At 46.4% G+C, this 12404-nt stretch carries 13 protein-coding genes; 3 read left to right on the top strand and 10 right to left on the bottom strand.

Going from position 1 to position 12404, the window contains the following annotated elements; all coding sequences use genetic code 11:
• Positions 1-120: 120 nt before the first annotated feature.
• Positions 121-594, top strand: coding sequence for a hypothetical protein (locus tag ACUTVW_RS04005; RefSeq protein ID WP_445644586.1), 474 nt, complete (start codon positions 121-123; stop codon positions 592-594).
• A gap of 111 nt (positions 595-705) precedes the next feature.
• Entirely contained in the window at positions 706-1554 is an 849-nt protein-coding gene (locus tag ACUTVW_RS04000; protein ID WP_445644585.1) for a DegV family protein, read from the top strand.
• A 112-nt stretch (positions 1555-1666) separates the two neighbouring features.
• On the opposite strand, the gene pdaA is transcribed toward ACUTVW_RS04000, so the two are convergent.
• Together pdaA and ACUTVW_RS03990 are read right to left on the bottom strand one after the other, a co-directional pair.
• Positions 1667-2446, bottom strand: coding sequence for a delta-lactam-biosynthetic de-N-acetylase (pdaA, locus tag ACUTVW_RS03995; RefSeq protein ID WP_445644584.1), 780 nt, complete (start codon positions 2444-2446; stop codon positions 1667-1669).
• A gap of 99 nt (positions 2447-2545) precedes the next feature.
• A complete protein-coding gene (locus tag ACUTVW_RS03990; protein WP_445644583.1) occupies positions 2546-2953 on the bottom strand; it encodes a hypothetical protein in 408 nt (135 codons plus the stop codon).
• A 148-nt stretch (positions 2954-3101) separates the two neighbouring features.
• Between ACUTVW_RS03990 and cysC the strand changes: the two genes are divergently transcribed.
• Positions 3102-3740, top strand: coding sequence for an adenylyl-sulfate kinase (gene cysC, locus ACUTVW_RS03985; protein ID WP_445644582.1), 639 nt, complete (start codon positions 3102-3104; stop codon positions 3738-3740).
• A gap of 120 nt (positions 3741-3860) precedes the next feature.
• On the opposite strand, the gene ACUTVW_RS03980 is transcribed toward cysC, so the two are convergent.
• From ACUTVW_RS03980 to ACUTVW_RS03945, 8 genes are all read right to left on the bottom strand, one after another.
• Complete coding sequence (locus ACUTVW_RS03980; protein WP_445644581.1) at positions 3861-5699, bottom strand: ABC transporter ATP-binding protein; 1839 nt, start codon at positions 5697-5699, stop codon at positions 3861-3863.
• Entirely contained in the window at positions 5696-6892 is a 1197-nt protein-coding gene (locus ACUTVW_RS03975) for a nucleotidyltransferase domain-containing protein (RefSeq protein WP_445644580.1), read from the bottom strand. The genes ACUTVW_RS03980 and ACUTVW_RS03975 overlap by 4 nt, the downstream gene beginning before the upstream one ends.
• The gene (locus ACUTVW_RS03970) at positions 6882-7364 is read right to left on the bottom strand and encodes a lasso peptide biosynthesis B2 protein (RefSeq protein ID WP_445644579.1); all 483 of its coding nucleotides are present in this window, start codon (positions 7362-7364) and stop codon (positions 6882-6884) included. Before ACUTVW_RS03970 ends, ACUTVW_RS03975 begins: the two co-directional genes overlap by 11 nt.
• A gap of 4 nt (positions 7365-7368) precedes the next feature.
• The gene (locus ACUTVW_RS03965) at positions 7369-7668 is read right to left on the bottom strand and encodes a lasso peptide biosynthesis PqqD family chaperone (protein ID WP_445644578.1); all 300 of its coding nucleotides are present in this window, start codon (positions 7666-7668) and stop codon (positions 7369-7371) included.
• The gene (locus tag ACUTVW_RS03960; protein WP_445644577.1) at positions 7665-8612 is read right to left on the bottom strand and encodes an aldolase; all 948 of its coding nucleotides are present in this window, start codon (positions 8610-8612) and stop codon (positions 7665-7667) included. The genes ACUTVW_RS03965 and ACUTVW_RS03960 overlap by 4 nt, the downstream gene beginning before the upstream one ends.
• Positions 8613-8751: 139 nt before the next feature.
• Entirely contained in the window at positions 8752-8889 is a 138-nt protein-coding gene (locus ACUTVW_RS03955; RefSeq protein WP_251502676.1) for a paeninodin family lasso peptide, read from the bottom strand.
• A 36-nt stretch (positions 8890-8925) separates the two neighbouring features.
• Positions 8926-10857 (bottom strand): asparagine synthase-related protein, encoded by a 1932-nt coding sequence (locus tag ACUTVW_RS03950; RefSeq protein ID WP_445644576.1) that lies wholly within the window; start codon positions 10855-10857, stop codon positions 8926-8928.
• Positions 10854-12122 (bottom strand): sulfotransferase family protein, encoded by a 1269-nt coding sequence (locus ACUTVW_RS03945; protein ID WP_445644575.1) that lies wholly within the window; start codon positions 12120-12122, stop codon positions 10854-10856. The genes ACUTVW_RS03950 and ACUTVW_RS03945 overlap by 4 nt, the downstream gene beginning before the upstream one ends.
• Between the last annotated feature and the right edge of the window lie 282 nt (positions 12123-12404).

The following is a 12404-nucleotide window of genomic DNA, read 5'->3' as shown; positions in this document are numbered from 1 at the left end:
AAGCCCTAAAGTAAAAAAAGTGCCTTATGCAGATCTGCTTCCGAATCGCTGGACACGAAACAGGGTAATAAACGAAATATCTATTTGACTTACGATTTTTTAAGGAGGCGGCCTGTGCTAATGGATCATTACAATTCTCAAAATTCAAACCAAAATAACACTTCATCCCATTCCGATGATTCAAACCCATACAACACGAGTAATCGTGACCATCCATCCCCAGATGCAGAGGAAAATTCTGAAAAGCACCTTAAACATTCAGGCCCGGGAATATCCAGTTTCATTGTTGGGTTGGTCGGACTCCTGGGGCATGTCGTGACATTTGTGTTGCTCACCCTTGCACTCCGTAGTTCTATTGAACTCCTTGGCTCATCAATAAGCAGCGAAGAACTCGCCACCCATCCAGCAGTAGTCCTGGGTTCATTAGCTTTTCTCGTCTGCCTGATCCTTAATCTGGCTGGAATCATTCTCGGTATTATTGGATTAGTGCTCCAAAATCGCAGGAAGGTCTTTGCCATCATAGGTACGATTCTGAATGGATTTTTTATTCTATTATTCGTAGTGCTTGTACTTGGCGGAATATACTTGACGTAATGCTTTCCATGAGCGTCAAGGTTCATTATAATTAAACTTAGGCGGCCTGTACCTGGTCCCGTCACACGTAACTTATGTCTGACCAATATTTGTACTCTAAAGGAGATTGACATGTCACGAATCAAAATTTTTGCGGACAGCACCAGTGATCTGGCTCCTGAGTGGATCCAGCAGTACGAAATCGGCATTATTCCTTTGTATGTGGTGTTTGGTGAAGAATCACTAAAGGACGGTGAGGAGATCAAACCAGAGCAACTGTACGAACGTGTAAGCCGCAATGGTTCTCTACCCAAAACAGCAGCACCTTCACCCGCTGATTTCATGACCGCATTTCAACCTTACATAGAACAAGGGGATGATATTTTCTACATCTCCTTATCCTCAGAGCTTTCTTCAACGTATCAGAATGCTCTGCTCGCCAGTTCTGAATTTCCGGAGGGACGCATCTCCGTTGTGGATTCAAAAAATCTCTCCTCAGGAATTGGCTTGATGGTTATGAAAGCTGTTCATGCAGCAGAACAAGGACAAAGCCTCGCTGAGATTACAAAACGGATTGAAGCCATGAAACCAACGGTGCGTACAGAGTTTGTTATTGATACACTGGAATACTTGTATAAAGGCGGACGCTGCTCCGGCATGCAAAATTTGATCGGCAGCCTGCTTAAAATTCGTCCCGTCATTCGGGTAACCGATGGTAAGATGGCTCCTGCCTACAAAGTACGCGGCAAACGCGAAAAGGCACTGGAACAAATGTTGCAGAATACACTTAACAACAAGGAGCATATTGATCGGGATTTAATGATTGTTGTTCATACCATGGCTGAGGAAGACGCCATAAACTTGAAAAGGACGCTGCAAGAACAGACCGGAGCACGCGTAGAATTAACAACTGCGGGTTGCGTCGTCTGCAGTCATTGCGGCCCCAAAACAACGGGTATCATCTATAACACCATTCATTAGGTTGAATAAAACCATCACAAAAAGGGCCTGCTCAGCAGAATCGCTAGGCATGCCCTTACCATTCCCTCCACTCACCTATCCAAATTCGTCTGCACCCTCAATATCTTGTCATTTAATAGGTTCTGGTTTTTAAATCATCCAGACTTTTAAAGACATACCCTTGCTTGCGGGCCTCATCAATAATGTCCCCAAGTGCCTCCGTATTGTCCTTAGACACAGAATGCAGCAAAATGACTGCCCCTGGATGAAGCTGCTTCAGCACTTGCTGATGCGCATATTGTGCACCACGCTGTACATTGGTATCCCAATCTTTATACGCTACAGACCAAAACACATTGACATACCCCTGCGCATAACTTTCAGCAAGGGTTCGATTGTTGAAAATACCGCGAGGGGGACGTAAAAAGGTAGCCTGTTGCCCCGTGAGACGTTGCACCTCGGATTTTACCTTCTCCAGTTCCTCTTTAATTTGTGTGTTGGAAATCCGGGTCATGTCAGGGTGACTCCAGGAATGGTTTCCCACAATGTGCCCTTCGGCAGCCATACGTTTGACAAGATCGGGCTGATCCTTCAGATAATGTCCAGTAACAAAGAAAGCGGCAGGCACCTTCTTCGCGCGCAACACATCCAGTATTGCCGGTGTGAACCCGTTCTCGTAGCCATTATCAAAAGTCAGATACAATTCTTTTTGTTTCGTGTCCCCCAAAAAGATGGCATGATTATGTTCCAAAATAGACTTAAAACCTTCCTGATCAATAGAAGGCAGCTGTCCGTTCTGACTTTTCTTAAAACCAAAGTGGTATGCACCATGAATGGGAGATGCTTCTGCCTGTGATGCCAGCATGCTAATGGTTAACAAGCCGAGCAGCAGATATAGGACCGTTCGTTTCATGTTATCCGCTCCTGTTCCTGAATATTCGGTTTGTTTCTATTCTACAAACACCTTCAGGTAATATGCCGCAGGAGCGTTTATATTATGTAATCATTAGTATTATATCCGTTTATTATCACGTGTTGACGGAGTGGGTTGATGAAAAAGCTCAAGTAAAGTCTGAGGTTGACCACTAGTAGCCAGCCATTCTTTTACCGTCTGAATTGCACGTGTCTGACCATCTCCTTGATCCCGCCAGGTTAGGAGTTCAATCACTTTGATGATCAGTGCGGACATATGATGGTTGTCCTCTTCCGAGCGTTCGGCACGCAGCTTGTGATACAGTGCCTCCTGCTCCCAATCCAGCAAAATTTCATCTCCAATCGTCGGTTTCATGAGTGTATACGCCCGATTGCATCCCTCGCAACGAACCGTATTGACTTGTTGTTGCATAAAATAGGTCTTCACTTCTTGCCCGCAATCGGGGCATTGGAATCCTACTTGAATATTTTGAATGTTGTCACTCATGATATTGTCCTCCTGCTCTCTATGTATAACATCTATACCCGATATACATAAGGTTCACGCTGCTTTTACAGAGAATTTTTATGAGCTATAATCTAGCAAATATGTTAAAATATATTATATAAGCTGAAATGAAAAGAGGCGGGAAAACATGTCGAAAGAAGAACGCAATATTACCTGGCAAGCATCGAGCCTAACCAGGCAGGATCGGGAGAACAACAACGGACACCGCAGTCGCACGATATGGTTTACAGGTTTATCCGGGGCGGGTAAGTCCTCCATTGCCTTTGCACTGGAAAGGTACTTGCATGAACAAGGTGTACGTTGTTATGTGCTTGACGGTGATAATGTACGGCATGGATTGAATCGGGATCTTGGTTTTGCTGCAGCGGATCGGCAGGAAAATCTGCGGCGGATCGGGGAAGTATCCAAGCTGATGGTGGACGCGGGGCTACTTGTTCTTTCGGCGTTTATCTCCCCCAGCGCGCAGGATCGCGAAATGGTTCGGCAGCTGTTTGAACCGGAAGATTTTATCGAAATTTATGTCCGTTGTTCTATTGAAGAGTGTGAGCGGCGTGATCCTAAGGGACTTTACCAAAAAGCTCGCAAAGGTGAAATTCCTCATTTCACCGGCATCTCTGCCCCCTATGATATCCCTACATCGCCTTCATTCATCATGGATACCGAACATTGTACGATTGAAGAAGCCGTTCAAGAAATTGTAGATCATCTGCAACAAATCGGTGCTTTACATCTTCCTGTACGGACCCAATCAAGCCTGACTTGTTAGTTTATTTCAAGCAAAAGCAATATCGAAATAGGAAAGGCGTCCCTTAACGGCACGCCTCTTTTCATTTTCACTCCTGTATATGAATGCTTCCTTGTCGACCAGATTTATGTTATTCCCGGTTTACTGTCCGGCAGCACCAGCTTGCATATGGAGCAGTTTGCTGAACATACCCGAAGTATCCATAGACAATTGCTGATAGGCTCCTTCCTGGATGACACGTCCTTCCTCCAGAACGATTACCCGGTCTGCCGTTCGAATCGTAGATAATCGATGTGCAATGACAATAACGGTGACATGCCCTTTCAATCGTTCGAGCGCTTCATGAATGTGCTGTTCATTTTCACTGTCCAGTGCACTCGTTGCTTCATCCAACACCAGCACAGAAGGATTCCGTAGCATGGTTCGGGCAAGCACAAGACGTTGACGCTCACCGCCCGACAGGCGTATGCCGCGGTCACCTATAATCGTATCCAAACCTTGGGGAAGCCTGCGAACGAATGAAGCGGAAGAAGAAAATTGAAGTGCACGCCACATCTGCTCCTCACTTGCATCCGGATCAACCAGACGTAAATTTTCACGAATGCTCGTATGGAACAAAAAAGGTTCTTGTGACACATATCCGATCGAACTACGCCAGTTCAATAACTGTTCCGCGGTCAATGGTTCTCCATCGATCAGAATACGGCCGCTTTCTGGTTTCACGAGACCCATGATCAGATCGATCAGTGTGCTTTTCCCCGCCCCCGACTTCCCAACGATAGCAGTCATGCCTTGGGCTGGAATAAAGGCTTGCACGTCCTTCAAGGCATACGTGTCACTTCCCTCGTAGCGGTAATTCACATCTTCACAAACGATGGCTTGCACCAGGTCCATTGGAGAGATAGGCTGATCAGCAGCGGACACAGAACTATTGGGCTGTAGCCCCATTGAATCTTTTTCACCGATCTCACGACTGTTCTCCGTCTGCACCTGCAGTTCTCTCACCATTCGGAATGCAGGTAGCATCGAACTGATATATTCCAGAGTGGACTGAATCGCAGTAAACCTGGGCCATAACCTTGAGAAAATTAAAATAATCAACAACAGATTGGCCGGAGGCACAGACATCACTTGTAGAGATAGGTAGATAAACGCCGCAATAATCAAAGCTGCCGACAACCGGTGAATCAGCTGTGTACCCGTGTTTAATTGACTAAACTGTACTACATTATGCTCAATCTTTCTGCACATACGGTCAAACCAGCGGATATGTGAATTCTCCAGCATATTACTTTTGATGTCTTTTATCCCGTTAAAATGCTCGGTGATCCCGTAATAATAGCTCTGTGAGAATTCCGAAGTCTGATCCCCAATCTGTTTGGCACGTTTAACAAACTTTCTCAATAGAATAAATAACAGCAACCCACTGATGAGTACAAGCGTTGTCAACTTGGCGGATAACCAAAAAGCCAGACCGATCTGAATCCCCGTAAAAATGAGAGAAGCAGCCATCTGTAACAATAGACTTGTTCCCTGACTAACACGTGCGAGCTCTGTCGTTAATATATGATTAAAATCGGATTTTCGTTTGGGGAGAAAAAAAGACCACTGTGCCCTTAGAAGTGCACTATAGGTTTCTATGCGCAGCGTTCGTATAAATTGCTGCTGTATACGAGTACTGCGGATGGTCTGAAGACGCTGCATCCACGCCTGTCCAGAGACGATAAGCACAAAAGAGGATAGAACAAGGATCAATTGACTATGACTTGAAAATTGGTTGAGTGTTCCGGTTAACCAGGGGATATGTATGCCAGACGTCCCCATCTCAAAAACACCGATCAGACTAAGCATGGGAACAAGCATGTATATGCCGATCCCTTCCATTAAACCGATACAGATCATAGCAAGCAAATTCCAATATAAAATGGGACCGGCAACCTGATGCAGTTTTTTCATAAAATACTTTAATTCGGAGATCATACTTTTCCCCTCTCTGTCATCGTGCTTCGTTTCAAGCGTCGCCAGAACCAGAGAAACGGACGTAACGGGAAATACAGAAAAAACAAAGGACGTGGGAGCGGCAATTGGTGTACGTCCCAGATGCTTGGATATAAACGTTCAACAAAGAAGAACCACTTCTGCCTCGTGCTGCGGAGGGAAAATAAATAGGATTGATAATGTTTAAGCTCAGATGGACTTTCCAACATGTCATTCATAAACAGCGTGCCTTCTTGAGCTAGTCGTTTTCCTGTGCGCTCACGTATTGCCATAATTGATGTACAAGACTCATTCAGAGGTGTATTCAGTAAATCCGAAGTGAGATGTAATGCCTGCGAGCCAATCGATAATCGCCCCTCTGCTCTTAAACGCCGCTCAACCTTTGCCATATCCATAGGTATCGTGCGAATCATCTGATCAATATCAAGTAACCACCGCAGTCTGAACCAGCCATGCCTTGCACCGTGTGTCACCAGATAGACCCACAAATCTTCTCTTTCCAGCATACGCACAGGGGTCTGCGTATAGGAGCTGAACCGACTACGTTTCCACAACAACTCAAAATCGGTTTCCCGGCCAGAGTCGGGATTAAGCCGCCAATGAATCTCCACTTGGGTTCGCTTGCTGGGGTGAATATAACAAATGTGATGTTCCCTCCACTTCCAGCTGCGAACGGTAAGTTCTCTCTCGCCCTCCTTACGCTGATACCCAAGCTCGGTGAGAATACGTTCAGCTGCCTCGACCTCTTGAACTGGAATTAGAATATCCAGGTCTTTGGACGTTCGCATGGATACATCTCCATAAAGATCATGAGCCAAAGCTGGCCCTTTCAATGTGATCGTACGTATGCCCCGTTCTCGAAATACTCTACATACTTGCTCCATTTCAGCCGTTAGCTGCAACATGCGAAAGGTATTGATCGTATACTGCTGTTTCAGTCTCTCCATCACTGCTTCGGGAACCATAGGGATATTCATGCTTTTCAGATTCATATAAATGACGGAATACAGACGATGATGGTTTACAAGCTGTACAAAAAGAGACCAATTGATATCGCGCAGACGGCCCACAATCTCCTCTGAAGTTAGAGTTGTCAGATCACCTCTAAGCATACTCAAGATCAGCTTGAGCTCCTTCGGAAACTCTTTGGAATACAGTTCAGTTTCATGAGTCATAGACAATCTCTCCAGATCCCTTCTCAGGACATTGTTTGCCAAACACGCCGACAACCGTATATTGGTCCATCGTATCTGCTCCAGTCACAATCAACTTGCCACTTCGCAGCCAGGCGTGTGCCATCAGTTGTCCTTGCTTATTCCGTGCGGTCCCCATGTATAACGTACTTGCGATATTACGCCGTTCCAGCATATTCATTGCAGCTATAGCCATGACGAGGCATTGACTCTCCCATAATGTATATTTGCTGGCAAGTATGACGGCTTTTGATATGTTCCTAATTTCAATCACTTGATTGCGGCTGAGTCCTGTAACAGGTGTCTCAACCGTAGCCGTGCCTAGCCTCGGAGCTATTTTAGCAAACGGTCTTGCCTTCTGGATACGTGCCCATCCAAGCAAGAGATAAGCCTCCCATATTAAACGTCGCATCGTTCTTGAAAGTGAGAAGTATGCCTTCACTTTACGAAACATCTGCTTACTCTCCGCGGGAAATATCGATTAAACCTTCACCTAGAAGGTGCTCCAAAAAAGGCACAACCTGTTCGCGGCATTGATCTGACGCAACGTCATATTCTGCAGCAAGAGTTTCGATCAGTTCGTCCAGCGTTCGGCCCTCTGCAATGAGTTCCCAGATTTGTCCGCCTGTGCTGCCCAGATTGTAATATTTGCCGGAACTGATACTCATCATTACCTTTTCACCGCCCATATCACTGACCAGATGTCCTTCTTTCCGGGTTACCACGTCATTCACATGGATGGGTGTAATTGCTGTCATATTCCTGTATGCACTCCTTTACGTATATGATGGATGATCCGTTCTACCATTTCAAAAGCTGTAAAATTTGAACCCTTTCGGCTTACTCTACTGATCTCTACACTGGCTGAGAGTCTCGAAGCTGTTTCAAACAACCATTGCGCGAGCCCCTGGCGTCTCACTAGTCCACCACGAAAAGTATGAGAGCAGATCAAGTGGAGGCGTTCCAGCCCACTAACCTCTTGCAACTGTACTGGCCCAGGTTCATGATCTGGCTGTGGCACAAGTTCATAAATTCCTGCTAGCGGCACAGCGCTCTGGTGAAAGTAATGTTGAACCGGTATGGCATACTTCGTAATTTCAGCATGCACCGTTGCATAATCCTCCTGCTTCATCCCGAAACCTTCCAGACTAGGCTGCCACAATTTCTGCTGGGGATACCCAGGCGACACCGTGGCTCTGCCTCCAGCATCCCAGCTCAAAGCAACCACATCATCGGTGAGAAGCGGGTATCCCTGTGCTGCTAAAGCCGCTGACAATGTGGACTTTCCTGCGCCAGAATGACCCACGAACGCGTAAGCCCAACCATCAATAACAACAGCACTTCCATGCAGTGGAAGAATACCACGTTGCATCATAATCACGGACATACATGTCCCGAGGATAAACAGCCTGACTTTTTTTTCATCGGCTCCAAACACTGGAGAGACAACGATCTTTTGGCCACGCTCCATTAAAAACAGACCCGTATCTTCGATTCTGAAAAAAAGACAACCATCCCGCGCCACAAAGTTGTCGCTGCCAACATCCCATTTCTCCCATAACTCTGTCAGATCATGAGACTCAATCTGCACTTCAGCCGCATCCGGCTTCGTCTTAACATCCAGAGGTGCAATTTGCAATTCAGGCATCGGAATGTGACTCAACCAGAGCAGTCCATAAGCTTCGTAGTGCATAGGCAACAATGAGGGGCGCCTCCTTCTTGTTCTAGATATGAAAAAAAGCCCTGATATTCATTAGCTCAATATTAGGGCGGAGGCGAAAAAGCAGGATAGATTGCATTTCCGCCCTTTTAAGTATGAGATAGCTTGGGAAACAATTAAATTAAGACGTTGGATCGTACAAGTCGGCATCGTGAACAGTGATCCAGTCAATTTGTCTGTATCCTACTCCTGCCATCGTTTCATTCACATCCAGCACTTCAAGAACAGGTGCTTGCCATTCCTTTTTTTCGTTTTGCATTGTATTCACCTCCTTTCAAGAGCTGTATACCGTAGATCAAAACTTCTGGATAAAACGGTATACAATCAAACTGTGCATCATTAAACGCAGATCTGGATGAGACGCCAGTTCGGGTTTGGGACTCGGAAAGTTATCCAGCGCTGATTTAATCCGGTCGGTGTTTAATATGCCGGCAACTTGACTGTCAGAACACATGGTTTGCAGCTCCGAGGTAAATGCCTGCCAGTCAGGCAGAATACGATGTAGCCAATCCGCAGGCTGTACGCCCCGCACACGCTGATTGAGCCTCACCTTGTCCGGCAATTCGGGTGATGTAGCACGGCGAATCAGAGAACGATCCGTTCCTTGACGCACATATTGCTCGATCGGTACAGAGAGACAAAATCGAATCACTCGTGGATCACTCGTTGGATCACGTTCCCATGCCCGGTAACGGAGAGAACATTTGGTCGCAACAGCCCCATTTTTATTAGCAATAGCTAAATTGTTAAACTTATCAGCACGCACCTGAAGTGCATCAGCTCTTGCACCGCCCTGCAACACCAGGATGGATTTGAGCCGATCCAGCACGCCTGTTCTTTTGGCGAACTCGGGGTGAATCAATTGAGGCACTGGTGGCTGCGTTGTCCCTTTGTTATTTCCTTTGAACCAGTCAGGAAAAGCCTTACGGCCTGTAATCCGGGCGATACGCGTGAATGCCATGCCTGTTCGTTCGCTATACTGCTGCATCTCGCGAAACCAGCGGAAATATCGGCCGCTTTTTAGCAAACTGGCGTAATAGTCGAGTGCGGGTCCCCAGGAGATCGTGAAATTACCACGCGCGCCCGTCAGCAAAATACCGGCATCCTGTTCACTCGCTTTTTCATAAAATCCACGAATCCAGAAAGAATTTTCAAAATATTTGTAAGGCATCTCCATCATGTTCAGCCACGTATCCACTTCACTGAGTGGACTTCGTCCTTCGAAATCCAGATAGTTTTCTGAGATATTGCCTACGTGATTAATGGTGGAACGAATAAAGGGCCGCTCGTCAGCTAGTAACGTTTTCGACGTGTAATCCGTAAAGTCCGGAACAGGCACATAGCTGTATGCGTGAAGCTGTTTCCCTTGGCTTCGAAGCGTTCCGGAAGCAAAACCCGCAACAGCCCCTGAATCCAATCCACCACTTAATGCCGCCGCAACCTGTCTGTGAGTTCGCAAGCGCGAGCCTACGGCTTGACTAAACACATCACGAAAAGCTTCCACATAGTCATCATCCGATTTAAGCCGAAGCGGTTCGACATCATCCCAGCGATGATATTGCTTCAGTTCAACCTTGCCGTTTCGAAACGTCAACGTGTGCGCAGAGGGCAGCTGGTTCACTCCGTGATACACTGTGGAATGGATATCTGCTGAATCATGCATGTCAGGAATGGCAAGAAATTCGGATAACCAGTTTTCGTCGAGTGACTTCTGTACGCCTTCAAGCTCAAGCAAGGGCTTCATTAATGTACAGAAAGCAAACCGGGGACCGTCATGACGGTAATAAAATGATCTCATGCCCGTGATATCTCTCGCGGCAAACAACATACGGCGTTGTTCATCCCAGATCGTAAATACAAAGTCCCCGAGCAGATGACCAGCCACACCTTCTCCCCAGCGCTGATACGCTCGCAAAATCAGTTCGCTGTCCGCCAGTCCAGCCAGTTCCGCTCGTGAAATCTGCAACTGATCAGACAGCTGCTCCCGGTTATCCAGGATGGCATCTGCGGTGATGGTCAATCGGCTATCTTCATCATGGAGAGGCAATTTCTCGTTCACAGATTCCAGCGTAATCCACTGGGAATGGCAACTGAGGAATGCTTGATCCCCTTTCCATACTCCCGTTGTATCTGCCGGGATATGTCCAAGACTTCCGTAGAGCCGCCAGCTGTCCTCCCATAGCGCTTGCTGACCATCTGTATGTACGATTCCAGCTATGGCACTCATGACTTTCCTCCCCGAACGATCTTGCGCTGGGACGCCCAGGCGCTGATTTGATGACCAAATGGTATCCATGATTTGATTCGCTGTAATTTACTTTGGACAGCGTCAAGCTGCTTCTTCAAACGTTCCCGTTCCGTATAGCCACGTTCCAGCCGCTGATCCGCTGCTCGAAGAGCTGCCTGCAGTTGTCTGATCGTCGACATGGCCGCTAGCGCCGGGTCCATCTTGGCGCTTTCCTTCTCCTCACTGCCGCTGTGGATCGGAGACCGATCCTTGGCTCCATTCATCGGCGCATCCATGCGGTAATTTGGCTGCCAACGACACTCCGTTGCCAATACTAGCTGTTGCTTGAGCCGCTCCAATACCTCTGTATCCGGCTCTGCCTGAAACTGGACTCCCGTCCATTCTTCAGCTTCTTGTAGCTGTTCACTGTATCCCATCCGGTGGAACAGATTGGCTCCGAGCACACGGCAATACAATTCAACCTCTTGTGGATTGAGTATACTTTTCCAGTTGTTAACAGAATCCAAGTGAGCCTCCTGATGTGATGAGAGGAACGGATCCCCCACCCCCATACTGTAGAACATGTCAGCTTTCGTACTATGAACAAATTGTCCATAGCGCTCCATTCCTAGCTCATAAGTGATACCTAGAAAAGCACATAACTTCTCTAGTTCTTCTTGTGGTTTCATGACCAACTGCTCATATTTCAATTCGTAGGCAAAAGGATGAGGCTCGGCAAAATATTCATTTAATCGAGTTAGTCCAAGCGTTAAATCTATAGCTTTCATATTCAGTTTCGAATGATTTAAACTCTCAATCAGATCAAAACTTTCGCCGGTATGACGATTTACTTTTTTAAAGGATGCCGCTACAGAAAGGGGGTTACGCTGAAGATGAATGCGTCTGGATTGCGGAAACAACCGGTCCAGCCATTCAAGCATATAATAATAACGCGGAGATTTATCAACGATGAAGTCTGCTCCGCTCCCTTCCAGGAATCCATTATATATTTCAAGAGCAAAGCTTCTGCATGCCTTTTCGAAAACATCTTCGGACACCATCGCTTGATAAAATTGACGGATAATGGAACTGCCACCGTACGCGCGAGAGTCAGCCTTGGACAAATCGACGAGATTCATCAGAAACCACATCTCCTGAGTGGCAAATATGCGACTATGATTTTGCAGCATAACGGTGGATAACGAACTGCCGCTACGGGGAATGCATAGTAAAAAAATCAGTCCGTTTCCTTGCGTATCTATCAATGGCAGCCTCTCCTCTGTATATTTATAAGAATATGCGGCGGGATCGGATCGACCGGGTAATCTTTGCCTGGTTATGACAGGAGATTTCGACACTCAAAGATACAATATGTATTTATACCTTTACTCTATGATACAAAATGTATCATGTCAATCTTTTATTTTCACTTTTTCATAATTTATTCGCTTGCTTGAGTTCAGAATCGGAACAACCTAAAAAAGCCCCAGACTTCTGTTCTGTCCTGAACAGTGCCTGGAAGCCCAGGTAAGACAAGCAGATAAAAT

The sequence above is a fragment of the Paenibacillus sp. TSA_86.1 genome (assembly GCF_052691815.1).
The sequence above is the reverse complement of the archived record's forward strand: the minus strand, read 5'-3'. Positions and strand labels throughout refer to the sequence as shown.

Excerpts from the sequence above, each read along its gene's own strand:
- ACUTVW_RS04005 (WP_445644586.1), top strand. The coding sequence starts at position 121 with ATGGATCATTACAATTCTCAAAATTCAAACCAAAATAACACTTCATCC.
- ACUTVW_RS04000 (WP_445644585.1), top strand. The coding sequence starts at position 706 with ATGTCACGAATCAAAATTTTTGCGGACAGCACCAGTGATCTGGCTCCT.
- pdaA (WP_445644584.1), bottom strand. The coding sequence starts at position 2,446 with ATGAAACGAACGGTCCTATATCTGCTGCTCGGCTTGTTAACCATTAGC.
- ACUTVW_RS03990 (WP_445644583.1), bottom strand. The coding sequence starts at position 2,953 with ATGAGTGACAACATTCAAAATATTCAAGTAGGATTCCAATGCCCCGAT.
- cysC (WP_445644582.1), top strand. The coding sequence starts at position 3,102 with ATGTCGAAAGAAGAACGCAATATTACCTGGCAAGCATCGAGCCTAACC.
- ACUTVW_RS03980 (WP_445644581.1), bottom strand. The coding sequence starts at position 5,699 with ATGATCTCCGAATTAAAGTATTTTATGAAAAAACTGCATCAGGTTGCC.
- ACUTVW_RS03975 (WP_445644580.1), bottom strand. The coding sequence starts at position 6,892 with ATGACTCATGAAACTGAACTGTATTCCAAAGAGTTTCCGAAGGAGCTC.
- ACUTVW_RS03970 (WP_445644579.1), bottom strand. The coding sequence starts at position 7,364 with ATGTTTCGTAAAGTGAAGGCATACTTCTCACTTTCAAGAACGATGCGA.
- ACUTVW_RS03965 (WP_445644578.1), bottom strand. The coding sequence starts at position 7,668 with ATGACAGCAATTACACCCATCCATGTGAATGACGTGGTAACCCGGAAA.
- ACUTVW_RS03955 (WP_251502676.1), bottom strand. The coding sequence starts at position 8,889 with ATGCAAAACGAAAAAAAGGAATGGCAAGCACCTGTTCTTGAAGTGCTG.
- ACUTVW_RS03950 (WP_445644576.1), bottom strand. The coding sequence starts at position 10,857 with ATGAGTGCCATAGCTGGAATCGTACATACAGATGGTCAGCAAGCGCTA.